The sequence below is a fragment of the Caballeronia glathei genome, assembly GCF_000698595.1.
In the GTDB taxonomy this organism is placed as follows: Bacteria; Pseudomonadota; Gammaproteobacteria; order Burkholderiales; family Burkholderiaceae; genus Caballeronia; species Caballeronia glathei.
The window spans coordinates 68125-94398 of record NZ_JFHC01000029.1 but is presented as its reverse complement, the minus strand read 5'-3'; the positions used below and the strand labels follow the sequence as shown (position 1 = coordinate 94398).

General features: G+C 61.1%; 20 protein-coding genes. 3 read left to right on the top strand and 17 right to left on the bottom strand.

Translation table 11 applies throughout. The annotated features are described in order from the left end of the window. Nucleotides 1–736: 736 nt before the first annotated feature. From BG61_RS19105 to BG61_RS19080, 6 genes are all read right to left on the bottom strand, one after another. Nucleotides 737–1717 (bottom strand): alpha/beta fold hydrolase, encoded by a 981-nt coding sequence (locus BG61_RS19105; protein WP_051672645.1) that lies wholly within the window; start codon nucleotides 1715–1717, stop codon nucleotides 737–739. 30 nt (nucleotides 1718–1747) lie between these two features. Next, nucleotides 1748–2626, bottom strand: a complete 879-nt coding sequence (locus tag BG61_RS19100; RefSeq protein WP_035937522.1) for a LysR family transcriptional regulator — start codon at nucleotides 2624–2626, stop codon at nucleotides 1748–1750. Nucleotides 2627–2727: 101 nt separating this feature from the next. Beyond that, nucleotides 2728–3153 (bottom strand): organic hydroperoxide resistance protein, encoded by a 426-nt coding sequence (locus BG61_RS19095; protein ID WP_035937525.1) that lies wholly within the window; start codon nucleotides 3151–3153, stop codon nucleotides 2728–2730. A 303-nt stretch (nucleotides 3154–3456) separates the two neighbouring features. Next, entirely contained in the window at nucleotides 3457–9414 is a 5958-nt protein-coding gene (locus BG61_RS19090; protein ID WP_035937527.1) for an ATP-binding sensor histidine kinase, read from the bottom strand. A 564-nt stretch (nucleotides 9415–9978) separates the two neighbouring features. Continuing rightward, nucleotides 9979–10818, bottom strand: coding sequence for an enoyl-CoA hydratase/isomerase family protein (locus BG61_RS19085; protein WP_035937528.1), 840 nt, complete (start codon nucleotides 10816–10818; stop codon nucleotides 9979–9981). Between the two features lie 67 nt (nucleotides 10819–10885). Next, nucleotides 10886–11578: a type 1 glutamine amidotransferase domain-containing protein gene (locus tag BG61_RS19080; protein WP_035941787.1), complete on the bottom strand. Its 693-nt coding sequence runs from the start codon at nucleotides 11576–11578 to the stop codon at nucleotides 10886–10888. Nucleotides 11579–11999: 421 nt separating this feature from the next. Here BG61_RS19080 and BG61_RS19075 point away from each other — a divergent pair, with 421 nt between their 5' ends. Beyond that, a complete protein-coding gene (locus BG61_RS19075) occupies nucleotides 12000–13022 on the top strand; it encodes a TIGR03571 family LLM class oxidoreductase (protein ID WP_035937533.1) in 1023 nt (340 codons plus the stop codon). A 95-nt stretch (nucleotides 13023–13117) separates the two neighbouring features. On the opposite strand, the gene BG61_RS19070 is transcribed toward BG61_RS19075, so the two are convergent. Continuing rightward, a complete protein-coding gene (locus BG61_RS19070) occupies nucleotides 13118–14053 on the bottom strand; it encodes a LysR family transcriptional regulator (protein WP_035937536.1) in 936 nt (311 codons plus the stop codon). 516 nt (nucleotides 14054–14569) lie between these two features. Between BG61_RS19070 and BG61_RS19065 the strand changes: the two genes are divergently transcribed. Together BG61_RS19065 and BG61_RS19060 are read left to right on the top strand one after the other, a co-directional pair. After that, nucleotides 14570–15280 carry an SDR family NAD(P)-dependent oxidoreductase gene (locus tag BG61_RS19065; protein WP_035937539.1) on the top strand — a complete coding sequence of 237 codons (711 nt, stop codon included), beginning with the start codon at nucleotides 14570–14572 and terminating at the stop codon, nucleotides 15278–15280. Nucleotides 15281–15339: 59 nt separating this feature from the next. Continuing rightward, nucleotides 15340–15576, top strand: a complete 237-nt coding sequence (locus BG61_RS19060; protein ID WP_035937541.1) for a tautomerase family protein — start codon at nucleotides 15340–15342, stop codon at nucleotides 15574–15576. 138 nt (nucleotides 15577–15714) lie between these two features. On the opposite strand, the gene BG61_RS19055 is transcribed toward BG61_RS19060, so the two are convergent. From BG61_RS19055 to BG61_RS19010, 10 genes are all read right to left on the bottom strand, one after another. Then, a complete protein-coding gene (locus BG61_RS19055; RefSeq protein ID WP_232256375.1) occupies nucleotides 15715–16701 on the bottom strand; it encodes a LysR family transcriptional regulator in 987 nt (328 codons plus the stop codon). Between the two features lie 364 nt (nucleotides 16702–17065). Further along, nucleotides 17066–18274, bottom strand: a complete 1209-nt coding sequence (locus BG61_RS19050) for a YbfB/YjiJ family MFS transporter (RefSeq protein ID WP_035937542.1) — start codon at nucleotides 18272–18274, stop codon at nucleotides 17066–17068. A gap of 391 nt (nucleotides 18275–18665) precedes the next feature. Continuing rightward, the gene (locus BG61_RS19045) at nucleotides 18666–19553 is read right to left on the bottom strand and encodes a LysR family transcriptional regulator (RefSeq protein WP_035937544.1); all 888 of its coding nucleotides are present in this window, start codon (nucleotides 19551–19553) and stop codon (nucleotides 18666–18668) included. 240 nt (nucleotides 19554–19793) lie between these two features. After that, nucleotides 19794–20000, bottom strand: coding sequence for a tautomerase family protein (locus BG61_RS19040; protein ID WP_035937547.1), 207 nt, complete (start codon nucleotides 19998–20000; stop codon nucleotides 19794–19796). A 20-nt stretch (nucleotides 20001–20020) separates the two neighbouring features. Beyond that, nucleotides 20021–20251 carry a tautomerase family protein gene (locus BG61_RS19035; RefSeq protein WP_035937550.1) on the bottom strand — a complete coding sequence of 77 codons (231 nt, stop codon included), beginning with the start codon at nucleotides 20249–20251 and terminating at the stop codon, nucleotides 20021–20023. Nucleotides 20252–20277: 26 nt separating this feature from the next. Continuing rightward, nucleotides 20278–21930: an MmgE/PrpD family protein gene (locus tag BG61_RS19030; RefSeq protein WP_233469196.1), complete on the bottom strand. Its 1653-nt coding sequence runs from the start codon at nucleotides 21928–21930 to the stop codon at nucleotides 20278–20280. Between the two features lie 99 nt (nucleotides 21931–22029). Then, entirely contained in the window at nucleotides 22030–22692 is a 663-nt protein-coding gene (locus BG61_RS19025) for an MOSC domain-containing protein (RefSeq protein WP_051672644.1), read from the bottom strand. 22 nt (nucleotides 22693–22714) lie between these two features. Further along, nucleotides 22715–23815 carry an NAD(P)H-dependent flavin oxidoreductase gene (locus BG61_RS19020; protein ID WP_035937555.1) on the bottom strand — a complete coding sequence of 367 codons (1101 nt, stop codon included), beginning with the start codon at nucleotides 23813–23815 and terminating at the stop codon, nucleotides 22715–22717. 291 nt (nucleotides 23816–24106) lie between these two features. Beyond that, nucleotides 24107–24739, bottom strand: a complete 633-nt coding sequence (locus tag BG61_RS19015) for a DsbA family protein (RefSeq protein ID WP_035937557.1) — start codon at nucleotides 24737–24739, stop codon at nucleotides 24107–24109. 627 nt (nucleotides 24740–25366) lie between these two features. Continuing rightward, entirely contained in the window at nucleotides 25367–26221 is an 855-nt protein-coding gene (locus BG61_RS19010; RefSeq protein ID WP_232256377.1) for a FadR/GntR family transcriptional regulator, read from the bottom strand. Nucleotides 26222–26274 lie beyond the last annotated feature (53 nt).

Sequence of the window (26274 nt, the reverse complement as noted above, 5' to 3'; positions counted from 1 at the left end):
CCGGATCGATTCATCATCGTCAATGACATACACAACGGGCGTTTTGCTTTCACCGACTCTTCTGTTCGAAACCGGATGCGGTTCTGAAACCATCTCGCCTCCTTGTGAACCGAAACGTGTCGATACCTTCTTCGGCTTGTGTCAGACCATTGCGACGCGCGCATAGCCAACTGGGCGCAACCGGCGCGTATGCTCTTGGTCCGTCAAATGGTCTGACGCATGGCCTGAATGATACGGCCAATACATTATTGTCCTAGACCGCAACGGGCGCAAAAACAAAGTGCAGGCTCGCTTGCACGTACTGGCCCGGACTGAGGGTTGAGCGGCAAATGCACCGCAAGGGGCCAGCATCCCGATTATTTAAACATTGAATCCAACGACATCCCGCAGTGCACGTTTCGGCATCGGCGTTTTTGAATGAATTCACCTGAGGGAGTTTGCGCGCGCAATCGGGAAGTGCTGGGCGCAATTGGCAGGATAAAACCGACATTCCGATAGCAACTGACGCCGGCAACGCGTTCGCGGGATAAGGCACGGCAGCGTGTAATCAAGCGTGCTTGAGTCAGGACGCATGACTCGCGAGCGAGCACGCGTGATCGTCTGGGCGCATTCACGCCAACGCGCACGGAGCCAGCGACAAGCGTCAGCAGGTCATATGCGACCGCCCTGCTCCTGTAAGGCCGAACTCTGCGCCTGCCGCCGAGCACTCATCGAATAGCTGTTGGATCCGTCCGACTTAATCGTCGGCGTGGCCGGCCGAATGTGCCTTCGACTTCTGTCGTTCAAGAAACCCGCGGATCAGTCCGGCAATCTCATCCGGCTTCTCGTCCAGCGCGAAATGGCCCGCGTCCAGGACGTGAATTTCCGCCTTCGGAACATCACGCCGATAGGCTTGCGCTTCTACCGGCAGGAACGAGGGATCATAGCGTCCCCATACCACCAGCGTTTCCGGCTGTTTCGCCCGTAACCAGGCTTGCCATTTCGGGTAAGACGCGACGTTGGTTCGATAATCATAAAAAAGGTCGCTTTGAATTTCGGTCTGTCCTGGACGGCTCAGGAACGCGTACTCGTCTGTCCAGAGATCCGGGTCGAACAACTCGGCGTTCGGGCTGGTTCCAACGTGCCGCTGCTTCGCCGCCTGCAACGACATCAGGTTCTGCTCTACCGCCGCTTCGTTTGCACGACGGTCTGCCCAGAAAGCCCGACGCGTGTTCCACAACGGTCCAAGCCCCTCCTCATGCGCGACCGCATTTTGAATGATCAGCGCGTCGACCCGCTCCGGGTGAGCTATTGCAAGCCGAAATCCCACGGGTCCGCCATAGTCCTGCATATAGATCACATAGGAGTTGAGTCCGAGCGTCTCCACGAATCGGTTCGTCACAGCGGCAATATGGTCGAACGTGTACGAAAAGCTCGCAGGTGGTGGTGCATCGCTATGCCCGAACCCGGGATAGTCGGGCGCAATCATGTGGTATCGATCGCCGATTCGCCTCAACAACGGCTCGAACATGCGGGATGACGAGGGAAATCCGTGCAGCAGCAGAATGGTTGGCGCATTCTTCGGGCCAGCTTCGCGATAGAAGATGGACAGTCCATCCACTTTCACTGACTGATAGCGCACCTGACTTTCCCCGGACGCCTGACCCACGGCGAGAGAACCACTGACGACCGTTGCCAGCAGTATTCGCGTCAGCGACTTCACCCAGAATGTTTCCATATGGATTTGCTCCTGGTTGTCCGCCCTCTGTCAATCCGCACGACCCGCCTTTGACCGTGCGCCTTCAACGAAGGCGAGCATCGCGCTCGACAGGTAGGCGTCATGTCGTCGAATGAAGAGCGTCTCGACGTGCGCCATTTCAGAAGCAATTGGATGGATTGCGACGAGATTCTGCGCGGCCACATTCGACACGGCACTTCTAGGCAGCAGCGTGATCCCGATCCCGGCTGCAACGCTCGAGATGATCGCATCCATCGAGCCGAATTCCAGAACCGCCGCCGTCCGTACGCCCATGTCAGCGAGTAGCGACTCCAGTCGCTGGCGATATGAACAGCCCAGACTGAACACGATCGTTTTGAGGCTCTGAATGGATTCGAGCCGCTTCAACGAGCGCAAGGCACTCGGTGTCACAAGAACCAGTTCTTCCCGAGAAATCGTCTCGGCTTCGAGGTCGGGATGATTTTGCGGCCCCGCGACAAACGCGCCATCGAGCCGGCACTCGGTGACCGCGGTCGCCAGGGTGCGGCTCGTGCCGGTCGTCAACGACAATGCAACCTGCGGATACCTGCTTGCAAAATCGCTGAGTATCCGGGAAAGCTGCAGTGTCCCCATTGTCCAGAGCGCCCCTATTGCAAGCGTCCCGCTTGGAGGGCCGTCATCCAGCGCAGCGAGGCGCGCGTCCGCCAGAAGCTTCGTGATCCGCGCGGCGTAGGGAAGCATCCGCTTGCCGGCCGGCGTCATGCTCACCCCGCGTACATGACGCAGAAAGAGTGCAACGCCGACCTCTCCTTCCAATGACCGGATCCGCCCTGTGACGTTCGACTGAACCGTGTGGAGTTCGATCGCGGCCCGGCTCATGCTTCCGTTGCGGGCAACCGCATCGAATACTCTCAGATCCGCAACGTCCATGTTTTGCACCTATACGAAGCGCCATCGACTTCACACGGCAAGCGTCACCCACGGCGCATGCCGCAGCGGTCTGGCCGCTGGCGGCATGCACTCCACGCGTACTAGACGAGCGTAAGGGTCACGTCGATGTTGTTTCGCGTTGCGTTTGAATACGGACACACCTTGTGAGCCTTGTTGATGAGATCCTGCGCGGCTTCGCGTGGCATGCCGGGCAGCGAAATTTTCAGTTCGGCTTCAATTCCGAAGCCATCGGGAATGGGGCCGATGCCAACGCTTCCCTCCACCGACGTATCCGGGGGAATAGCGATCTTCTCGCGCGCGGCAACGAACTGCATTGCGCCGATGAAGCACGCGCTGTAGCCGGCAGCGAACAGCTGTTCCGGGTTGGCGCCCTCTCCGCCTCGTCCACCCAGTTCCTTCGGCGTGGTCAGCTTCAGATCCAGTCCGCTTGCAGGGACGACCGCGCGGCCGTCACGGCCTCCGGTGGCACGAGCATGACCGACATAAAGCACCTTTTCGATTGTCATAGCAGACTCCCATAGTGACGTTACATGCACCCACAGAAGCAGTGGATCGGGCCGCAAAGCGGTGCGGCCTTCCGTCCCGCGATGATGGTTCTATCACTTGAGCGGCTACGCTCTTCGGCTCGACCTCAGGACCTAGCCTATCGATTGCGCCACCCGTGCACCACCCTACCATTGACTGACGTTTGGCAAACCATCGCATGGTCGGCTCATACCGTCGTATGCCCTCTTCAGCATCGGATCGGCGGCATTCTTCGCCGATCGCTTAACACCCTGCGCCACGACACGTTGCGTCGGAGCCGACCCTTATAAGGCGGTGGCGCCCGCCGAAGGCAGCGTGAAGTAGAGGCGCGCACCGCCGTGGACAGACGCATTGTCCGCTGCAATGCGTCCGCCGTGAGCATCGACGATGGAGCGGCAGATCGGCAAGCCCATCCCCATGCCGTTTTCCTTGGTCGTGAAAAAGCTCTGGAAGAGACGGTTGAGATCGTCCGGGGCAACGCCCGGTCCGCTGTCTTCGGCTGCGCAGAAAACCGTGGCGGCATCCGGCGTTTCGGTACGGATCGTGATCTTGCGCTCGGGGCTTCCCGCCTGTTCCATCGCCTGCATCGCATTGACCATCAGGTTGACAATCACCTGCTGCAGCTGGATGCGGTCGGCAAACACCACAGGCGCGGCCGCGGCACGCTGGCGCAACACGGTGACGCCTCGCGAGTGGATCTCCTGATGCAGAAAAATGAGCGCCTCATCGATCAGTTCGTCGAGCGGTGCGGCCGTACGTGTTGGAGATCGCCTCAGCGCCATCCCGCGAATGCGTTCGACGATATCCACGGCGCGCCGCGCATCCACGGCGATGCGCTGGTTGATCCGCTGCGCCTCGCCGACATCGGGAACTGCGCGGTCGAGCCATCGAATGCCGACCGCGCTGTTCATTGCGATTGCGGCAAGCGGCTGATTCAGTTCGTGCGCGATGGAAGCCGTCAGCTCTCCCAGCATCGAGATACGCGCAGCGTGCGCGAAGTCCGCCTGGAGCCGCTGCAACATGTCCTGGGTGCGAATGCGCTCGGTCAGGTCGACCAGGCTGATGAGCGCGATGCCCAGATCCGCTGCCGAACCGGGGCGAGCGATGGTGAAGAGGACATCGATGATCCGACCGTCGAGCGTTGCGAGTTTGGTCGTTTCCTGGAAGATCGCTTCTCCGCAATAGCGGCTCTCGAGCGCGCGCCGAAAGGTGCCGGGACTCTCTCTCCAGACCCACGGCAGAGGGCCGAGCAACGCGCTCCTGTCCTTGGCGCCGAACATCTGCGCCGCATGGTGGTTGACCTCCTCGACGACAAGCATTTCCATCGCACGGTTCAGCCAGCCGGGATGATCGTCGATGTAGCTCGACAGATCCTGTACTCCTTGCGAGCGCAACTCCGTGAGCAATGTGATCAAGGGCTGGGCTTCGATTTGCCACAGGCCGACCGGCATGTCGAAAAAGAGGCTTCGATAACGATGCTCGCTGCGCTCGAGCGCAGCATGGGCCTGTTTGCGCACGGTGATGTCCTTAAGCGCACCCAATATCCGCAACTGGCTTTGATCGTCCACTACGACGTGCGCCACCACCTGCAGGTGCCTGACCGAGCCGTCGGGCATCAGCAGCCGATGTTCGATGTCGAAGGCTTGCCTGTCGTGCGTCGCGCGATCGAATACCAGGCGAACGAACATGACGTCGTTCGGATGGACGCGGGCAAGCATCGTGTCCAGGGTAGGCGCGGTTCCCGGGTCATAGCCGAAGATCCGGAAGCTCTCTTTCGACCAGAAAAGTTCGCCACTCGTCACGTGCCAGTCGAAGCTGCCCGTGTGGCTGAGCCGCTGGGCGTCGGCGAGCAAGGCTTCCGCGTCCTGCAAGTCGGCGTAAAGACGTGCGGTTTCGAGCGACATGGCGGCCTGCGACGCCAGCAGGCGCAGCACGGCGGCACGGGCGGGCGTGAACACGTCCGAGCTCAGGTTGTTCTCGAGGTACAGCACGCCGATCAGTCTGGTCTGCTTGACGAGCGGCAGGCAGAGAATCGAACGGCAGTCGTGACGGCGAATATACTCGTCCGACGAAAACGGGCTCTGAGCCGATGCGTCATCGAGCAACAGGCTGTCCCGGGTCCGTATGACGTAGCGCAGAACAGATTCGGGCAGGTCGTCACCGGTAGCAGGCATTCTCGGCAAGCGGACCTCGACAGCGTCTTTCGCCGTCGTCGCTTCCGCTTCGATACGCATGGCGTTGGCTCGCCTGAGGATCAGCAAGCCGCGGTTCGCGCCCGCGTGTTCGAGCGCGAGCACCATGAGCGTGTGGATCAGTTCGTTCAGGTCGATGCCGCTGAAGATCGCTCGCGACACGTTCACGACCGTGGCAAGGTCCAGTTGCTCGTTGGACGTTGCGATCGTGCCGTCATGGCTCGATGGGTCGTGGCGCAACTGCGCATATACACGCGCCAATTGACGAACCTTGCCCTTTGCCCCCCAGCGTTCGTAGCAGGACCGTGCATTGAAAAGATAGGTATCGGCGATTGTTTCGAGACCACGGTCCGCATGAAACCGCGCGGCCAGTTCGTAAGCCAGCGCCTGGTACTGAATGAATCCGTGCTCGCGGGCCGAGCGTATCGCTTCTTCGTAATGATGCATGGCTTCTGAATCGCGGCCTTCGATACGTGCAAACTCCGCCAGGACCAGCGCATGACGATGGCGGAAATTCTCGGGACAGTGCCCGGTCCACGATTCGAACTTCTTCACCGTGACGTCGAGAATGCGCGCCCACGCCTGCTGTTGTTCGGCGGCTGCGCCTGGATAGAGCGCCGCCAGCGTGAGCGCATGGAAGAAGTGATAGGTCGGCTCGATCGGCAGCGCCATGGCGGCACCGAGCACGGGCTCGGCTTCTGCCGCGGCGTTCAGCGCATCGGGATACCGGCCATCGAGAAAGGCGAGCATCAACTTCATGATGTGATGGAAGACGATACCGCAGCCGAAGTTCGCCTTGACGATGGCCTCGAAGCAGGCTTCGTCGTCGAACGTCTGGTCGCCCAGCGTGAGCGCTTCGCTCGTTCTGCCCCGAAGGCTCGCGACGAATTGCTGTTCGAGGCGAATCGTCTCGTGGACGGCGTCGTTGCGGCTCTGCCGGGCGAACGCGGCGTACTTTTCCGATAGCGTCTGCACGTCCTCGAGAACAGATCCTCGTTCGATTGCCTGCCACACCGTCGTGAATGCGAGGTAGCCGGCAAACACCAGATCGCCCACCTCCAGACACGCGACGCTCGCGCGTTCCAGAATGGGCATGTCGGTCACGATGTGGCGTCGCCAGAAATTGATGTGGTTGCCGTGCAGATGAAGCAGCTTTCCATAGAAGCGCCGGTTGCCGAACTTCTCGTTCAGGCGCAGGGACATTTCGGAAAACTGCACCGCGGAGGGGATGTCGCCGATGCTGGAAACCAGCATCAGCGAGTAATTGCCGTAAGCGAAGCTCGATCTGTCGGTATTGCCGTACAGCAGGGAGAGGTTGACCGCCTTCAGGGTGATGAGCGGATAGAACGCAGGCCGCGCGATGAAGGCGCAGGGCATGGCTTCGACGAGAAGATCGATGATCGCTCGTGTCGCCGGGTCCGTCGCCACCGGCGCCTCGACCAGTTCGCCGATGGCCCGCCCCGCGAGATTGGCCGGAATTTCCCGCAACACCGCGTCGACTGCTACCCCGACCTCCCGATCGGAATGGGGAAGGTGCATGCCGAAATCGCGGAGCGCATCGCGCGCGACGTCGAAACTCTCGTCATATTTGCCGGCGACCTGGTACAGCGCCATGCGCAGACTGAACACCTTTGCGCGATCGAGATTGGAGCGCGCCCGTTCGAGCATCATGTCGAACAGTGCGTCCGCGTCCGTGAAGTCGCCGGCAAGATACTCGCACTCGGAGAAGGCCAGGTACAGGTCGAAGGTGCTCTGATAGCGTTGCGTCCAGGCGTCGGGGGGCAGCAGCGCGGCACCTTGCGCCAGATAGCTGCGAGCCGATGCGTAGGCCGTCGACCTCATCGCGCGCCGCCCCGCGACGAGGTTCAGCGCGACGGTCTGCTCGCGCTCCGCGTCGGTCGTGATCAGCGTGGCGCCGCGATTGAGGTGGTTGACGATATCGAAGATCGTCTCTTCGAGCGCTTCAGGCGCCGTCCGCGATGCGAGCGCCCGGCCGATGCGCAAATGGGTGGCGGCGCGCTCATCGACCGCGATGAGCGCATAGGCCGCTTCCCGCACTCGATCGTGCGCGAAGGCACAGGCACCGTCCACGTGAAAGACGAGGCCCGCCCGTACCGCTACCCACAGCTTCGCGCGTATCGACTCCCCGGATTCCCCGTGGACGAGCGTCAGCGTGTCGATATCGGCGACGTTGCCGAGGCTCGCGAGCTGGCTCAACGCTTCGCGCGTTGCGGCGGGCAGGCGGCTGAGCTTCGCTGCCATGAGGTCGGCAACGTTCTCGGTGAAGCCCTTCGCACGTATGCGCGGCAGGTCCCATGTCCACACCGCGGCGCCGTGGTCGAACGCGAGCAGCGCCTCCTCCGTGAGCGCCGTCAGAAACTGGATCGCGAAGAACGGATTGCCGCCCGTCTTTTCCCGAATGAGCTGCGCGAGCGGCGCTGCCGTCGCGCGGGAGCAATGAAGCGAATCAGCCACCAGCTGCGCGACGCTGTCGGGCCCGAGCGGCTCGAGCACAATCTGCTGTACCTTCCCGCCATCGTTGCTGATCGCTTCGAGCGTGCGCGCAAGCGGGTGCGCCTCGTCCACCTCGTTGTCCCGATAGGCACCGACGAGCAGAACGTGCTTCAGGTCCGCATGCGTGACCAGATGCCTGAGCAAGTCGAGCGTCCCTGTGTCGACCCATTGCAGGTCGTCGATGAACAACGCGAGTGGATGCTCCCGCTGCGCGAAAACACCAAGGAAGCGACGGAACACGATCTGGAAGCGATTTTGTGCCTCCTGTGGCGGAAGCGCCGGAACGTGCGGCTGCTCGCCGATGATCAGCGCCACCTCCGGGATCAGATTCACGATCAGCTGGCCGTTCGGGGCCAACGCTTCCAAAAGAGCACGCCGCCATGGGTCGACCTCCGCGTCGCTCTTGCTCAACAGGTCGCGCACGAGCGACTGGAACGCTTGCGCCAGCGGCACATAAGGAATGTCGCGCTTGTACTGGTCGAACTTGCCGGACGCGAAAAGGCCGCGCGGCGGCACCAGCACCTTGTGCAGTTCGTTCACGACCGACGACTTGCCGATGCCCGCGTAACCCGAGATGAGGACCAGTTCCGCCGCACCGCCCGTCACCACGCGGTTGAACGCAGCAACGATGGCTTCGATCTGGGCCTCGCGTCCATACAGCGTTTCAGGGATCAGCAGCCGATCCGACACGTCGTGTGCGCCCAGCGGAAACGGAGGAATCTCACTGCTCGCCTCCCATGCAGCGAGACATGACCGGAGATCGGCCTCCACACCCGAGGCCGTCTGATAGCGATTCTCCGCGGTCTTCGCAAGCAGCCTTAGAACGATCTGCTCGACCGGCGCAGGGATGCCGACGACATGTTCTCCCGGCGGTGCCGGCCTGCGGGCAATGTGGCAATGAATCCATTCCATCGCATCCGACGCCGTGAAAGGCAGCCGCCCGGTCAGCATCTCGTACAGTGTGATGCCCAGCGAGTAAAGGTCGCTGCGCGCGTCGATCGTGCGGTTCATGCGGCCTGTCTGCTCGGGCGCCATGTACGCAAAGGTGCCGGCGATGATTTCCGGTGGTGCCGGGGGCTGATGTTCGTGTGAAAGCTGCGAAGCGATGCCGAAGCCGGTAAGCCGAACGTTGCAGTCATCGTCGACGAGCACGTTGGCCGGCTTGATGTCCTTGTGGATGAGACCGCTCGCATGAACATGACTGACTGCTCTCGCGAGGTTGACCGCAATACGCAAGAAGCGAGTGAATTCGAGGGGACGGCCGAGCATGCGGATGAGAGGATCTCCGCCGTCGTCGTCGAGTATCAGCATCGGAGGCACTCTGCCCAGATCCAGTGCGAGCGGCTGGGCGGCCCAGGCGGCGTCCAGCGTCGAGGCCAATGCGTACTCGTGCTCGAGGCGCGTAATGCTTTGCGACGCCGGGCGCGTGGCGACCAGCGCCAGCACCGAAACGGCAGTGCCGGGTCGCAGGGCGCGACACAGCAGTAACTCGCCGTCGTCATGGAGCGGCTCGAGCTGAAATCCAGTGGGATCCATGATGAGGCTCCTCGTCCTCCTCTGCTGACTCCGGCGGGGAATTCACTCGCTTGCCGTTTTCGGATATGACATCCGCTTGCCAACCTCGATGCCTCGGAAGACGGCGAGGCGCAGACCCGTACAACGCAAAGAGCCGGACGTGTCGCGACGGCGTCGAGGCAGACAGAGCAAAAGCGCGCGGAGCAAGCGGGCTTGCCCGCCAACACGCCACGCCGAAAACAGGCTACCACGCAAGGGATCCGGCGGTGTTCCAAAGGCTAACGCCGTTTCGCGCATGGATCATGGATATCCAATGCATCAATTCGATGCGCGAGATCGACGCGGCGGCGCCTGGCGCGCGCCTGATGCCCACGTCGGCAGGGGCATGCCGCGCGATTGTTCGAGCCGAATCGTTTCGTGAGCGATTGTCAGGAAGGTCGGGCCAAATGCAACCGGCTTACCTGCAGCAGGTCAGTATTTTGCTTTTCGACAGGGCATGGGCTGGAGAACTCCTACCCCGCCCCGATATCGACCATGCTCATGTGCCCCACCCGATCTCTCGCATTCAAGACCATCCCGTTCGGACTAGCGTGCCAAAGTGCCGATGTAATAGCCGAGCCTCGCCTCGACATCGTGCTTTGTCTGCAACCCGAGATCCATGAGTTGAGCGATCTTCTGCTGGGCCTGCGGTCGGCCAACGGATGCAATGAAGGCGTCCCACTCCGGAGCGACCGCGGCATCCGGTGGCAGCGTCGCGATGTTCACCTGATGCTTGATCGCGGCGAGCGCCTCCTTGTCGAACGAAGCGATTCTCGATGCAAGAGCCTCGACGAAAGCGTCGAGTTCGCTGTCGCGGAAGGACCGATTGACGTAGCCGTAGCGCTCCGCCAACTCACCGTCGATATCCTCGCCACTCGTCAGCACTTCAAGTGCGCGTCCGCGCCCTATCAGCCGTGACAGGCGAACCATCGGACCTCCGCCTGGAACCAGGGCCGCGCCGACTTCCCACTGTGACAGGAGCGCTTTTTCGCGGCTGGCGAAGCGCATGTCACTGGCCAGAGCCAGTTCGCTGCCAACGCCTGTCGCGCGTCCTCTGATCAGGGCGATCGAGACGACCGGCGCCCTGCCCAGACGTGCCAGCATATCCGGCAGCGGCGGCATGCCAGTCGGACCCGGCGGCATGCTGGTCGTGTCCTCGAGTGGGCGGGTGAAATCATAGTGCGTGAGGAAAAATCCAGGGACCGCGCTTTCGAACACCACCACCTTCACGTCCGGATCCGTCTCGAGCGCTGTCATGACCGCATTCAACGGCGGAATGGATTCCGGTCCGAATATATTGAAAGGCGGGTGGTCGAGGATCACACGCCAGTGCGCGGCGCTGCGGCGTTCAATCCGTATCCGCTGGTTCGAGCTACCGTTGTTCATATCAACCTCCGTCCATAGACCGAGTCGGTGCGCCAGCCGGGGCGACCGGGTTCGATGGGTGAGCCTGTCAGCCGCTTGCGCCTGACCCGCCGAGAACCTTCAGGAGATCCTGCGCCACAGCCGTGGACGATGCGGGGTTCTGGCCCGTGATCAAACGCCCGTCGATAATCGAGAAGCTTTGCCAGTCATCCACTTTTTCGAAGCGTCCACCAAGTCGCTTCAGTTCATCTTCGACAAGAAACGGAACCACGTTCGTGAGATGAACGGCTTCCTCTTCCGTATTCGTGAATCCCGTGACACGCTTTCCCTTGACGAGCGGCTCGCCATTTACCTTGACGTGGCGCAGGACACCAGGCGCGTGACAGACCGCAGCCACCGGCTTGCCGGCATTGTAGAAATTCTCTATCAGGGAAATCGATCTTGCGTCCTCGGCGAGATCCCACAACGGACCATGCCCTCCGGGATAGAACACTGCGTCGTAATCGTCGGCCTTGACACCGGCGAGCTTGACAGTATGGGCGAGTACTTTTTGCGCTGCCGGATCACTCTTGAAACGCTCGGTTAATTCGGTTTTCCCTTCCGGCGTGTCACTCTTCGGGTCGATCGGAGGCTGCCCTCCATTTGGCGAACTAACTGTTACGTTGATACCGGAATCGAGAAATGTGTAATACGGTGCCGCGAATTCTTCTAACCAGAAACCCGTCTTTTCCCCGGTGTTACCGAGCTTGTCATGCGAAGTCATCACCATCAGGATGTTCATTGTCGCACTCTCGTCAGGAAAGGGTTGAGCACTCGCCGGTTGAGTCCGGCGATCCACGTACGTCGTGGTCAGTGCACTATAGTCTCTGCCATCACTTTCGACAAACGAGGGATTCGCGCATGACGGAAGGCGCATCCGGCGTTCGTTTCGATTGCTCCGATCGGCTCACGATCGCGGACGCGCGCAACTATCCAATGCTGGACGTCCGGTGCGATTCGACATGCGTTCTTTGCGTGCCTGCTGACCGCTTGTTTGAAACCTGCGGGCTAATACCAAAGTATAGTGAACAATACGATTGTCTCGGTATCGCGTGCTGTTCTGCCGAGGCTCGCTGTTGACGCTGTGTATCAAGTGTTATTAGTGGCACCGTGTTTTTTCTGCTGACCGTATTCCGTAAGCTGATCCCAACTGGAGGATCATCATGGACATGTCAGCACCGTTTGCCGATGCGCAAATCGCACGCCCGCACGTCAATCTGCACGAGCATTCCGCTTATAACCGCATCTTCAGGCGCGGAGCACTCACGGTCGGCCTCATTCTTCCGCTCGAAACGCATCCGCATGCGCCGCATCCGACCATGGCCGATCACGTCAGGATGGCGCAGCGAGCCGAAGAAGCGGGTGTCGCCGCGTTATGGGCGCGCGATATTCCCTTCTACGATCCGCGATATGGCGATTCGGGGCAGATCTTCGAGCCCCTCATTTATCTTGGTCATCTGGCCATGGTGACGCGGCGCATCACGCTCGGCACCACGGGCATCGTGCTGCCGATGCGCGAACCGCTTCTGCTCGCGAAGCAGGTCAACTCGCTGGACAGACTGTCGGAAGGCCGCATCGTGATCGGCATGTCGTCAGGCGACCGGCCGTCCGAGTATCCTGCCTTCGGAGTGGATTTCGAAACCCGGGGCGAGCGTTTCAGGGACGCGTACGACGTCTATCGCAACGCGAGCGAAGTGGAGTTTCCACGTTTTGAATCGAACCACTTCGGACAGTCGGACGGCTCACTGACCATGCTGCCGAAGCCGCTTTGCGGCAGAGTCCCGACCATAGCGGTCGGACGCTCGCAGCAGTCGCTCGAATGGATTGCATCAAGAATGGACGGATATCTGGGCTTCGTGCCGGAACCCGCGGGCCTGCCGCAATTTGTCCGCGAATGGGAAGAAGCTACCCATAAGGCAAACGGAACAACTTCCGTTGACGGTCCCGCCAGACCCCTTTCATTCGGCGGGTTTCTTTATCTTCACCCGCGGCGCAATTATCCGTTCAAACGCATCAGGGGCGGCTTTGCGATCGGCAGCCGAGCGCTGCGCGATTTCCTCGAACAGGCGCGTGAACTGGGCGTATCACACGTGGCATTGAACCCGCGCGTCACGCCGCGCAATTACGCGGAGATACTGGATGAACTTCATCACGATGTACTGACCTCCTTCCCGCCGAATACGTAGCGCTTCGCGCATTCAACGGAGACGAGCCGTTTCGCTGCTCCTGCCGGCTGGAGCACGATGGTTCGATACGCACAGGTCGTGCCCCGACCTGCGTTTTACTTCGCTTTTCCGAACGCAACTTCGTCCTCGCGCAAAGCCTCGGCTACCCATTCCTGCAGAAACTCGATCCAGGTCTTGATCTTGGCGTCCAGGTATTGCCGCGACGCATAGACCGCATGGATATTCAGCGGCTGTAGATAATAGTCGGGAAGCACGCGTACGAGCGAACCATTGCGAAACGCCGAGCGCACGGTCAGCGTAGGTAATGCGCCGATTCCCATGCCTTCGTGGAGCGCCGCCGCCAGTGCATCCGGCACGTTCACCTTGAAGCGCGTGTGCGGCAGAACAAACTCGCTCACTCCTTCGACGCCCTCCAGCAACCAGCGGTCTGCGGGAAAAATCGGCATCGCGACCTGCAGGCACATGTGGCGCGACAGGTCGCTCACCGTCTCCGGATTGCCATGCCTGCCGAGGTAGGCAGGCGCGGCACAGAGCACGCTATGAACGGTGCCTAGCGGGCGCGATATGTAGTTCGAATCGGGAAGCGCTTCCGGCGACACGCGAAGCGCGACGTCGTACCCGTCCTCCAGCAGGTCGGGCACGTTTTGCGAGAGCGTCAGATCGACCGTCACGGCCGGGTAGCGCTCCTGGTAGGCGGCCACGGCCGGCACGACATAGTTCTGCCCGATGCTCGACATCGCGTGGACCTTCAGCGTGCCGACCGGCTTCGCGTGCGCGTCCGACGCCTCGGCCTCCGCCTCCGACACGGAAGCGAGAATCGCGTGACAGCGGCCAAGATAGCGTTCGCCTGCCTCCGTCAGCGCGATTCTGCGCGTCGTGCGGTTCAGAAGGCGCGTTCGCAGATGCGTCTCCAGTTCGGAAATGGCACGCGACACGTACCCCGCCGTCGCGTCGAAATGATTCGCAGCGGCCGTGAAACTGCCCGCTTCGGCGACTTCGACAAAGATCTTCATGCTGCGGAAGGTATCCATACGCTTACGTCCTTTATTCATAGGCAGCCGGAAGCACCGCTGTGCCCGTCCATGCAAGGCGCCACTGCCGTGAAATGGTGCCTGAATTTCCACCTGATCGCGGGTCCGATGCAGCGGGCAAACGCATATTTTCCCGCGCGATGTCAGTCGATCATTCTCTTGAGCCGATCCGAACCTGCGCCATCACCCTCCCCTCCGGGCACGTCCGGATGATCTGTTCGCCCACACTCCGCCCGTAACGCAGCGCAGCCGTCCGGCGTGCTTCCGGGTTGCTCCGAGCATACCCGGGCGCATGGGCCTCTTCACCACAAGCGGCTTCAGAACCGTTGTGACATGAGGTCAACAATCCTCGCGCGAGGCCATTCCGTGGCGTTGTCAGGCGCACTTGTTACCGCCGATCAAAACTGTTTGTCCACCGCGTGTGTGTGCAAACGGGTTCGAACGGCCTAGATTGACGACCTATCGGCAGCGTCGTTTCTCCAGCGACAGAGCCATCAACGTGTTTCGAGGTCAATCATGAGTAATTCGCAGAAGGTCGTTATCGTCACGGGCGCATCGCAAGGCATCGGCGCAGAACTGGTCAAGGGCTTTCGTGAGCGCGACTATCGCGTCGTCGCGACGGCACGCTCCATCAAGCCGACCGACGATCCGAACATCGTGACGGTGGCCGGCGATATCGGCGACCGCGAGGTCGCAAAGCGTGTCGTGTCGGAAGCCATCAAGCGTTTCGGCCGCATCGACACCCTTGTCAACAACGCGGGCATTTTCATCGCCAAACCGTTCACGCAATACACGGATGAGGACTATGCCGCCGTCCTGAACGTGAACCTGAACGGCTTCTTTCATATTTCGCAGCTCGCCATCGCGGAAATGGAGAAGAACAAGAGTGGTCACGTCGTGTCGGTCACGACGAGCCTCGTAGACCACGCGATTTCCGGTGTGCCGTCGGTACTCGCATCGCTGACGAAGGGAGGCCTGAATTCGGCCACCAAGTCGCTCGCGATCGAATACGCGAAGGCTGGCATCCGTGCGAACGCGGTGTCGCCGGGCATCATCAAGTCACCGATGCATGCGCCCGAGACCCACGAGGCGCTCGGCGCGCTGCACCCGGTCGGACACATGGGCGAGATGAGCGATATCGTCAACGCGGTGCTGTATCTCGACTCCGCGCCGTTCGTGACGGGAGAGATCCTGCACGTCGACGGCGGCCAGAGCGCAGGCCACTAAGCAGATGAGGCGCCGGCAACGGCGCCTCGATGTGAGTGCATGACTTTACGGAGAACCTCATGCCTATCGTCACCATTCAGGTAACACGCGAAGGAACCCGGCCCGGCACGAGCGCAGTGACGGCGGAAGAGAAAGCCCAACTCATCAAGGGAGCGAGCGAACTGCTGCTCAACGTCCTCAACAAGCCGATGGAAGCGACCTTTGTCGTCATCCAGGAGGTCGAGATGGAGAACTGGGGATGGGGCGGCCTGCCCGTCCCGGAATATCGCCGGCAAAAAGCGGCGAAGCAGAGCTGAACGCGCTTCGCCTGCCGGAAGCGCCCCAATGCCCCAGCGGCGGCGGGGCGTTTTTTCGTTCCGTCACCGATCAGGACAATGGCATTTGCCGTGTGAACCTGAAACGCCCGATACATGCAGACGCATTGGCCAATGCACTCATGCATCAGCGAGAACAGGCGCTCCCGGCTGAATCGAGGAAGCAGTTGTCGAAGCCGGTCTGGCAGTAGCGGTGCCGTTGTGGCGATCCGCCCTGTAGAACTCCATGCAGAAATCCACGAACGTTCGAAAGCGCACCGGGAGCAGTTCCCGATGGGAATAGAACAGGCAGATTTCGACACCACTGTCGGAAGTCGAACAATCCGGCAGAATCGGAATCAGATGTCCCATCGCAATGTCTTCACGTACCATGGCCTCGGGCAATGCCGCGACACCGGTACCCGTGAGCGCCGCGGCACGCAGCAAGACTTCATTCCCGTCCATCGAGGACATCGGCAGCACGCTGACGCGCCGCCCATTTTCCAGCAGTTCGATGAAGTTCGTCCCTCGCTGACGCGACTTCGGGTCGAGCAACAGCAAGTGCCTCGAAAGATCGGAGGCCTGTTCGGGCGTTCCGTGCCGGTCGAGGTAACCGCGGGATGCAACGAGCACATGCGACGACACTGACAGCGTCCGGCGGATGGCGGCCGGCTGCTCGACGTGATCCCGCGGCAGGATCGCCATGTCGTAGTGCCCATCGTAGAGATTCACGGCACCTTCCTGCACCGACACCATCAGGTTCACATTCGGCGCCACAGCGTGATAGCTCGACACGAAGCGCGAGAACGTTTCGCCGAACAGCATGGGATGAACGACCAGCCGCAGCCGGCCGCTATCGACCTCGCGTTCCCGAGCGATCCGGCGGTTCGCCTCGTCAAGTTCCTCCAGCAACCGGCAGCAACTCAGATAGTATGACTGCGCTGCTTCGGTCAGCTTCACGGAACGTGTGGTGCGATGAAGCAGCCGAGTCTGGATGCTGGCCTCGAGCTTGGCGATGGCCTTCGAAATCGCTCCCGTCGTCACGCCAAGCGACGCGGCAGCCTTGCTGAAGCTCCGATGCTGCGTGGCCGCCACGAACGCCCTCAACATATAGACCTGATCCATCATCTACCTCGTCGAACAGGAGAACACGCGCAGATCAAGGCGTCATCGATTCACGCGCGTGCCCGGATTCGGCCTGTCAGGCGCGTGCGATTGTTGACTGATCGCGTAGCAATAGCTTAGCAATGTTCCTGTGCGGCAGAGACGGTTTATCGTGATAAGGGTATCGCTGAAATTGATAGCTGCCGAACCAGCGGGTGGCTACAAGAGAATGCGGCACGGCCAAAGCCCTGCCCGTCCGCAGACTGGGCGAAACGATACGGAACAGTTCGTATTATCGAGGTTCCGTGTCGTTCAGTCCGTTGGCGCCGGCGTCACCGGGGAGTCCGCCGGCTAACGCGCAATCGAAGCCGCATCGAGCGGCTTCGGTTCATTTCGCCCTTAGCGCGGCAAAGACGTCGACGGCGAGCGCGAGGACGAGCGCCGCGGTGCCGATCGCGAACAACACCATGTAATTGCCGCCGCTGCTCGAAAACACAAACGACAGCCCATACGCCGCACCAGCCTGCAATACGGCAAAGCCGGTGGTCGCCGTGCTCCAGGCCCCCTTTTGCGCCGACGGATGGTGCGCGAGCAGTTCATTGACCCGACCGAGCACCAGCGGAACGATGCCTGGCGTAAACGCACCGACCAGCACGCTCGACACCATCAATCCGGCCGGCCCGGTCCCGAGGATGGGAAGGGCGACTGCGATGGTCTGCACCACATAGGCGACACGCAGTGCGCGGCCGAAACCCACGCGGTCCGCGAGGTGGCCGCTCAGCAGCGGACCGACGATTGCGCCCAGGCCGTACAGCACCCAGTAATGGGCAGCACAGTCGACACCCTTGCCGAGCCCCCGCGCCACGAAGTCCACGAGGAAGATCATGTGCGGAACGAGACCGACCGCATTCAACGCGTACTCGATATACAGTGCGCGCAGCGTCCTTGCAGGATAGTTCTTCGCGTGCGCCGCGGCGTGCGAATGGGCGGGCGCGGTCTTGGACCGGTCCTCTTTCGGCCAGCCATTCCATGCAATCACCGTTAGCAGCAGTGACACCACGGCAAGCCCGAGCCACGTTTGCGTAAGTCCCTGTCGCAAGAGCAGCGGCACGATCGTCCCGGACGCTGCGATGCCGAGGCCAATGCCGCTGAAGATCGCGCCGCCCACGAAGCCGCGCCGCGATGGCGCCACGTTTGCGAGAATGGCCGGTGCGGCCAGAACCATGAGCGCCCCACCCGACAAGCCGGACGCGAAACGCCATACGAAGAACCACAGGAAAGAGACCGGAAACGCGCAGGCGACGAACGCGATCGATGCCAGCAACATCATCGCGCGCAGGACCGTTGCGGTCTTCGCCCAACGCGCGAACAGACCTGCGATCAGCGCTCCAGCCAGATAGCCGCCCAGATTCGCCGCACCGAGGTACGCTGCGGTGGACGCCGGAAACCAGTGCGCGCCGATGATGGCGGGCAAGAGAGGGGTGTAGGCAAACCGGGCGAGGCCGATGCCCACGAGGCTTGCAGAAGCGCCCGCAAGCGTGCCGCGCCAGACATCGAATGACGAACCATCCGGTTTACTCAAGACTGCTTGTCGCATGATTGCCTCCAGTGCGCAGGGCAACCGTCATGTGCCCTGCCATCGATGGAGCCAGTCTATTTCAACCGCGCGGAATCCGGACCGCCCGTAAACCGAACACATTTTTCTGCCGGCGGAATTAATCCGCCAGGGCGATAACTCAAGCGGAGCGACGCATCGCCGGATGGCTGCAGGCAAGGTGCTGCAACGTCCTGCCGGGGTGTGCGAAGCAGCGGCGCTCTCGAACCCTTTGACTCGCCGCATACTTCATGTAACAACAGATATTCCCGCACGGCCCATGCGGCCCACGCGCGATGTGCAACAAAAAAAGGGGCGTCCAGGACGCCCCTCAACTGACTACTGGTCACTACCCTGGCTGGCGGCCCACCTCGCTGCCACGCCACACATTCAATTACGCCGCAACCATCATCGGGCCCAATTGCGAGCGGGCAACGTCGACAAAGGCCTGCATGGCGCTGGACACATACGCATCGTGACGGCGGATGAACAATGTCTCCACATGCGCCTTCTCAGGCGCGATGGGGTGAATGGAGACGAGGTCCTGCTCGGCCGCTGCCGCGACCACGCCACGCGGAAGCAGCGTAATGCCGATACCGGCTGCGACACACGCGATGATCGCATCCATTGATCCGAATTCGAGCGGCGTGGCGCCGACAATGCCCATCTCGCCCAACAGCGTTTCGAGCCGTTGGCGATATGAGCAGCCCAGTCGGAACACGATGATCTTCAGGTCCGGCACCGATGAAAGCGCATCGGCCGAGCGCATGGTCCGCGCCGTGACAAGAACCAGTTCCTCACGGAAGATGGTTTCGGCATGCAGATCGGGACAATCGAGCGGTCCCGCAACAAATGCGCCATCGAGGCGGCAACCGGCTACATCCTCGGCGAGACTGCAAGTGGTGCCCGTCGTCAAAGACAGTCTCACCTGAGGGTACATTCTCGCGAAGTTACTCAGAATCGGCGAGAGGCGCAACGCCGCGGTGGTTTCGAGCGTACCGAGGACGAGTGCGCCCTTGGGTGCTCCTTCGTCCAGCGCTGCGAGCCGCGCGTCGGCGACGAGCTTCGCGACTCGCGCAGCGTACGGGAGCATGCGCTGGCCGGCAGGCGTCAGGTTCACGCCACGCACATGCCTGTGGAACAAAGGCACGCCCATCTCGCGTTCGAGAGCACGGATTCTGGCCGTGACGTTCGACTGCACGGTATGCAACTCCACTGCCGCGCGATTCATGCTGCCGTGGCGGGCAACCGCTTCGAATACCTTGAGGTCGGCAACGTCCATGTTGTGCCCCCAGTAGACGGAAAAACCAAAGAACCGGCAATACGGTCAGGTATGGCACCCGGCGCTTGCATACGGACGGAGCGTGAGCCCCCGCGAGACCGCAATCCATGCTACACCAAAGCGAATTTCGCCACCTGGCGGAAAGAGTCGTAACGACTTCGATGCCCGAAACATGATCGCTTTCTCGCGGCGGCCCAGGAAGCCCACGCGCGTCAACTTTGACAGTAGCGTCCGCCGGAATCAGGCGGCAGCCGTTTTCCTGAAATCCTCACCGTTGATACGGCTGGAAATGCTGATGTTCCCGGCGGGATGCTCGTGCAGGATCACGTTGATGATCTTCGGATCCGAACCGATCGCATCGTGAGTGACCTGAATGATGTCGCGAATCAGTTGTACGCGGCGCTCCTGCGACAAACCCGACTTGATATGGCATTCGATGAAAGGCACGGTTACTCTCCAGGCTAGCGTTATTTCAGGCGGCTGATCAGTTCCTTGTCGTTGGCAGCGCCTTCGACATATTCAGGCAAGTGCTCACCGTGTTCGACGAAATTGATGCCGCGTCCTTCGCGGATGACAAAGAAAATGTCGTCCCTGGTCTCGCCCGTTGCCTCACTCACCACGCGCAAGAGACCGGCTGCAAGCTGCCGCTTCTGCTCGTCCGTCCGTCCGAAACGCATGTCACACGATATAAGCGCCATTTGAATCTCCTGAGTGGCTCAATGGATTACTGAATCCCGGGGTGTTCAGCCGGGAACCTGGGTACAGGGCTGACTCTCGTCATGAGTTGCATCAACTCCGCGACCGAGTGATTCTCCAGCGTGGAGACGAGTTCGATGATCTCTTTGCGAAGGCTTGCGTCGGCGTACTGCTCGCTGAGCCAGTGGAATTTCTCGACGGTGCGCTCCCATGTCAGCGGGTTTTCAAGTCCGCCTTCAAAGCCGACGTGCTCTTTCGACACGACCCTGCCGTTCTTGCAGCGAATCGTGACGCGCGTATTGAGCGCATGTGGATACCTCGACGTGAACGCCGCATCGGGCCGAACGTGGACTTTCTTGAGCAAGGCCTGCGCGTCGTTCGCCTGAACGCGCTCCGGTTCAAGCTGAGGCGGCCCGACCTGATCGTCCAGCAACGCGGCAGCGATGAGATACTTCAGGTTGTAATCAGCCTGTTCTTTCGTCTGCGGCTCGTCTTTTGGCCCGAACGCCCCGCCTCCGGCAATATCGAATCCCGTCTGGAAGATGTCGCAGGTGACCTCATCGATGTCTTCCGCATGAATGCCGTTCTTTCGCTTTAATTCGAGCGTCGCTTCGAGCACCGGTTGTCCGTGGATCAGCGAGCAGTATTTCTTCATGACGGTCTTGTGGATGACGTCCAGACGCGGATCATCCCAGTCCACGTCGATTGGCTGATCGAACATCCGCACAAGACCGTTCGGTCCTTCGAAGAGACGCAACGGACCCGTAAAGCCGCGCTTTGCGAGCGACGCCGAGTACACCGCGCGCATGCCGGTGATACCCGGCGAGAATCCTTTCCATTGCGACACGGGTTCGGAATGCACGCAGGTCAGCGAGATGTTGTCGACGGTCGCAATCGCGATGGCATGCGCGATCTGCTGCGCATCGAGGCCGAAAAGCTTTCCTGAACCCGCTGCCGCCGACAGCGCCAATTGAATCGCGTGATTGAAGCCCTTCGCCATCACGGGAACGATTGCCGTGATGCGCGACTGTATTTCATACGCGACGGCCAGCGCGAGCATGAACGCTTCCCCGCTCGCCTGCGCGTGCTCCGCCGCGGCCAGAACGGTGCCGAAGTTGTCACTGGGATGACACAGCCCGCCCGGCGACATATAGCTGTCCAGCAGATCGACGTACCTGACCAGCCCCGAGTTGTACAACGCCGCCTGATCGGGCGACGTCTTGCCGCCGCCGATCAGCGTGCAGGAACCCGTACCACGATATTCGTCGAATTGTTCGCGCAGTGCCTTGAACGGCACACCGGGAAGCGCGGCAATCGCGCAACCCAGGCTGTCCAGTATGTTGCGCCTGAATACCGTGCGCGACTGCGGTGACAGATGATCAGGACGGGCGTCGTACGCGAACCTGCCGATCCGCTGGACTGTGGTGAGTGCACTCATTCTCTCGATGCTCCTGATTGAAGCTGATGTGGTGCAAGCCCCAGTGCGCGCGGAAGGAAATCCGTTCGATCTGCGCGACTCACCTGCATGCTGCACGTTCGCACTGTTCAACGCGAACATCAAGCGAGGGTATTGCATAGGGCTATCAGATTTGAAGATAGGTCTTCTGATCGCCCCGCCATGCAAGTCCCCGACACGTTCGACACGACCATTTCGATTCGTTAATTGACAGCTCTGCTGCATCTGGAAGGGGCACGACGGTGGCTCAACGCGCCGTCATCGAACTCGTGCCACTCCGGCGCTCTTCGCAACAGCGCGATCCGGCCACCGCAAACCGGTGTGCTACGGCTCGCGGCGCGCCCGACTGCGGCGCCAGTCGAGCATTCCGCTCACCGATTCCTGCCTCCCTCCCGGCACGAGTTCGATGTGCGAACCCGCGCGGATGAAGCCTGTTTGCGCGACACTGAGATACACGCCGGAGAATCCGCTCAGGAACATGTGCTTGACGGCCTTGCTATATCCCATGGCGGCATTGAGCTTGAAGCAGGGGGTTCGCGGTGCCTCGACCTTCAGCCTGACCTCGCCGATGACGAGCACATCGCCGATCCACAAATCCGTTTCGAAGATGCCCCGGGTCGTGAGGTTTTCTCCGAGCGCGCCAAACGGCAATGGCGCATCGGCCTCTGGCACGGACGCTTCGATGCGCCGCTGCCGCCACCAGTCATAGTGTTCGACCGGGTAGAGATAGACGGCCTTGTCGAGGCCGCCGTGAGCGCTCAGGTCCGCCTGCTCGTCGCCGACGACACCCAGCTTCCTGACTTCGACCGCCGTTGCATCATTTACGCTGCTGACCGCACGCTTGCGTATCGCGGACTCGACTTTCACACCGGCAGACGCGAGACCGATGTCCAGAGGCTCGCTCAGGCCGACACTGACCGACAGCAGCGTCGCAGCCACGTTGCGCGTTGCTTGAGCGTTCTCCGTGCGTGCATTCTGATCTCCCATACGACGGCTACCTGTTCCCTGTTCAGGATGCAAACGGCTGAAGACGCCCGATGGCCTCGGCGAGTTCGTTTTCGAGGGTTGCAACGAGTTCCGCAGCCGGCAGCGATCGTGCGAGCGCCGCCGCCTGCCCCGCCCATTGCGCGCCATAACCGAATTCGCCCTGCGCTTTCGCCGCCGCGTGCAGCGCCTTGCCCGCGTCATACGCGACCGGATAAAGCGGCGTCTTCGGCATGCCCGCCTCGCGGCCGAGTTCCGTGAATCGGTTCATCATGCTGCGCGCAAGCCGTCCGGAAATCGCCGAAGTCAACATGGTGTGGCTGGCCGGCTCGCCAAGAATCGCGCGCCGATAGCCCTCGTCGATCGATGTTTCCGGACATGGCACAAATGCCGTTCCGAGTTGTGCGGCTTGCGCCCCGAGTGCGAGCGCAGCCGCGATGCCGGCGCCGTCCATGATGCCACCGGCCGCGATGACGGGAAGATCGAACTTCTGCACCAGAAGGCGCGTCAACGCGAACGTGCCGAGGCCTTCGTCGAATGCTTCGGTATCGAACATCCCGCGATGACCGCCCGCTTCGACCCCTTGCGCGATCACCGCATCGACGCCTGCATCCACGACAGCCGCCGCTTCCTTCAGATTTGTCGCCGACGCCAGCAGCCTGATCCCGGCGTTCTTCAATGCCCTGATTACGTCTTTGGACGGCAATCCGAAATGGAAGCTGACTATCGCCGGTGTTTCCTCCAGGAACACGTCGAGCATGGCCTGATCTTCCACGAAGCTCGTGTAGATCTCGCCGAGTTTCTCCGGCGCGGCTGCGCCATACTTCGCGAAGTGCGGCGACAGCCAGTTCAGCCATGCCTTCTCGACTGCTTTATCGGCGACGGCCGGCGCGTGACAGAACACGTTGATATTGAACGGCGCGCTGGTCAATGCACGTGTATCCCTGATCACTTTACGCGCTGCCTCGGCCTTCATCGCGCCAACGCCGAGCGAACCCAGACCGCCCGCGTTTGAGACGGCCGCCGCCAGCGCCGGTGTGCTCACGCCTGCCATGGGCGCCTGAATGACTGGCTTGCTGATACCAAGCAAATCCAGTAGCGATCTGCCTTCAGAACGGCTGCTCATGTCATGTCCTCATCCAAAACTTCGAAACCTTGCCGATGCTCGTGATGTGCCGCGCAACTGGTCCGATGTCCGCATCCGGTTGCCACGGTCGTTCGGTGCATCGATGGGTCCACACTCATCCAGAAACCCTGTACCGCAGATCATCTTTTTACGGGCGCAGCAGATCAACCCGTCGACAGGCAAAACACTCTTGAGTAACAGGAACTGTTCGAAGCATGGACATGATGCGAGCCACTCATTCCTGCAGGGAAACAACTCCACCCGGATCACGATCCGGGTATCGACGCAGGATCACGCAGCCACCGACCTGAGCGCGCTCGTCACCTGTTCGGCCGTCACATAGCCGGAACTCAGCTGACCGATGCGGCCGTCGACCTCCACGAATAACGTGGGGAATCCGCGCACGCCCAGTCGCCGGGTCATGGCGAAATCGTCCTGCGCGGCTTCGATGGCGCCTTCGGACGACCATGCATCGAAGAACGCTGCGGCGGTACCGTCGAAACCCTGATCAGCCAGGGCCATCGCACCGATCTGTGCAAGCGCCTTGCCGTCGGTGGTATCGAGTCCGTCGACATAGAACGCTCGCTGGAACGCGCGGAACACGTTCAACAAGTCGCATGCGGGAGCGATGATTCGTGCGGCCACGACGGCGCGACAGACAGGCTCCGTATCGTAGACGAAGTTCTTGCGCGCCATCAGCGCTTCGCGGTTGAACTCGGCACCGCTGAGTTGTTCGACCCGCGCCCAATGTTTGAGACGGAATTGCTTGCCCTCATCGTCGAGTACCGTGGTCGAACCTGCCGCCATGCCGCCCACCACGACCTGAACGTCCAGTCCCGGCATGCTCTCGACAATCGACGCCATCTGCCCGCCGAACCCATAGCACCATGAGCACATGGGATCACCAACGAATATCAGCTTCATGCTTTATGCCACCTTCCAGTATTTAAGGCTTGCCGCCGCAAGATACCTGCATTGTTCACCAGATTGTCGACGCGACAGAGCTTGCGCAGTACCGGATCGAAGATGCGCTTTCAAGTGTCGAGCAGAGCGATATCGCCGCTCGACTGCGAGGAAGTTTCCGGATTGCGGAGATGCTGCGCAGCGGCGCATGGCCGCTCCAACGTGCGAGGCGTTGCCGACGATGTCATCACCTTCATGAGCCGCCTGACCCAAGGCGCTCTCCAATCGAGCTGACGTTGGGTGACGCGCCTCCAGGCTGAATATAAGTTCGATCGTCACGGCTGCACATACCGTGGGCCTCAAATCACTTGTTACACCGTGTATATGCGGGCTGTCGAATGCAAGGCTCGGTTCCGTCTCTGCAAATAAACGCCGCGTGAAGACATGCGGCGTTCTGCTTTCGAAAGCTTGGCTGCGGTGCTACTCGGGTGTTGGCAATTAAGCGCCCATGCGCCGCGCGTGGATGCGCGGCTTATCGCATATCCCAGAGGAGACTCTTGCGGATGGAATTCCATCGCGGCCGCGCTGAATGGGCATTCGTCCATTCATCCGGTTGTGGCAAAGCATGCAGGGATTCGGGCCACCGGATCAGTAAAACGCGATTTCATAACCGAAACGGGATGCGGCGCTCACGATATGCTGCCCCATGATTTGCCGCGCCGCTGCGGCGTTCCTGTCGACAAAGGCCTGTATCAGCGTCTCATGTTCGCCGCGCGCCGCGTTCGGGATATTGCCGAACATCGGCCCCTGGCGCGCAAAGTTCGCCGCAATGAGCGGCCGCATCGGTTCGAGCACGGTGCGGATCATCGCAGCCAGATAATCGTTACCACACGCTGCCGCCACGGCCCGGTGAAAGTCGAGATCCGCGTTGACGGTGGCCGCGGTCGGCGCGCCCTCGTAGCGCATGCGCTCGACTGCATCCTGTATAGGCTTCATCCTGCGCGGCGTCATATGGGCCGCCGCGAGCGCGGCCGCCTGACTTTCCAGCACCGCGCGCACCTCGAACATGTTGCGGATCGTGTTGTCGCCTTCCAGTAGTTGCGCGCTGACGCGCTGCAGCGGTTCGGCGGGCTGGCGCTGCGCCGCGACGAATGCGCCGATCCCTTGCCGCGACTCGATCAGACCCTGCGCGCGAAGGCTCGCAATCGCCTCGCGAACCACATTGCGGCTGACGCCGAAATTCTGGGAGAGAAAGTGTTCGGTGGGTAGACGGTCTCCGGGACGCAGCCGCCCGGAAGCGATCTCGTCGCTCAGCGAGCGCGTGATGTGCTCGGCGAGGTGAGGTTTACGCTCGACTGGCCGCACGTTCAGTTCACTCATGGCTGCTCTCGTCACGGTTGCTTGTCTTGTCATTCTACATCCTGTCCGGCCGTGACCGCATGACCCAGTGGTATCCCATGCCCGCAAACAGGCGTACTGGAGCCAATGTTTCCATGAAGTCAAAAGAAAAGTACAACCTGTTCACTTGAAGGACAACCGGATGTCTCATATTATTC

What these genes read in the sequence shown, in the direction of transcription:
- BG61_RS19015 (WP_035937557.1), bottom strand. Translation starts at nt 24,739, where the DNA reads ATGAAGCTGATATTCGTTGGTGATCCCATGTGCTCATGGTGCTATGGG.
- BG61_RS19035 (WP_035937550.1), bottom strand. Translation starts at nt 20,251, where the DNA reads ATGGCGCTTATATCGTGTGACATGCGTTTCGGACGGACGGACGAGCAG.
- BG61_RS19090 (WP_035937527.1), bottom strand. Translation starts at nt 9,414, where the DNA reads ATGGATCCCACTGGATTTCAGCTCGAGCCGCTCCATGACGACGGCGAG.
- BG61_RS19095 (WP_035937525.1), bottom strand. Translation starts at nt 3,153, where the DNA reads ATGACAATCGAAAAGGTGCTTTATGTCGGTCATGCTCGTGCCACCGGA.
- BG61_RS19030 (WP_233469196.1), bottom strand. Translation starts at nt 21,930, where the DNA reads ATGCAGCAGAGCTGTCAATTAACGAATCGAAATGGTCGTGTCGAACGT.
- BG61_RS19085 (WP_035937528.1), bottom strand. Translation starts at nt 10,818, where the DNA reads ATGAACAACGGTAGCTCGAACCAGCGGATACGGATTGAACGCCGCAGC.
- BG61_RS19065 (WP_035937539.1), top strand. Translation starts at nt 14,570, where the DNA reads ATGAGTAATTCGCAGAAGGTCGTTATCGTCACGGGCGCATCGCAAGGC.
- BG61_RS19060 (WP_035937541.1), top strand. Translation starts at nt 15,340, where the DNA reads ATGCCTATCGTCACCATTCAGGTAACACGCGAAGGAACCCGGCCCGGC.
- BG61_RS19105 (WP_051672645.1), bottom strand. Translation starts at nt 1,717, where the DNA reads ATGGAAACATTCTGGGTGAAGTCGCTGACGCGAATACTGCTGGCAACG.
- BG61_RS19080 (WP_035941787.1), bottom strand. Translation starts at nt 11,578, where the DNA reads ATGAACATCCTGATGGTGATGACTTCGCATGACAAGCTCGGTAACACC.
- BG61_RS19075 (WP_035937533.1), top strand. Translation starts at nt 12,000, where the DNA reads ATGGACATGTCAGCACCGTTTGCCGATGCGCAAATCGCACGCCCGCAC.
- BG61_RS19020 (WP_035937555.1), bottom strand. Translation starts at nt 23,815, where the DNA reads ATGAGCAGCCGTTCTGAAGGCAGATCGCTACTGGATTTGCTTGGTATC.
- BG61_RS19045 (WP_035937544.1), bottom strand. Translation starts at nt 19,553, where the DNA reads ATGGACGTTGCCGACCTCAAGGTATTCGAAGCGGTTGCCCGCCACGGC.
- BG61_RS19100 (WP_035937522.1), bottom strand. Translation starts at nt 2,626, where the DNA reads ATGGACGTTGCGGATCTGAGAGTATTCGATGCGGTTGCCCGCAACGGA.
- BG61_RS19070 (WP_035937536.1), bottom strand. Translation starts at nt 14,053, where the DNA reads ATGGATACCTTCCGCAGCATGAAGATCTTTGTCGAAGTCGCCGAAGCG.
- BG61_RS19055 (WP_232256375.1), bottom strand. Translation starts at nt 16,701, where the DNA reads ATGATGGATCAGGTCTATATGTTGAGGGCGTTCGTGGCGGCCACGCAG.
- BG61_RS19050 (WP_035937542.1), bottom strand. Translation starts at nt 18,274, where the DNA reads ATGCGACAAGCAGTCTTGAGTAAACCGGATGGTTCGTCATTCGATGTC.
- BG61_RS19025 (WP_051672644.1), bottom strand. Translation starts at nt 22,692, where the DNA reads ATGGGAGATCAGAATGCACGCACGGAGAACGCTCAAGCAACGCGCAAC.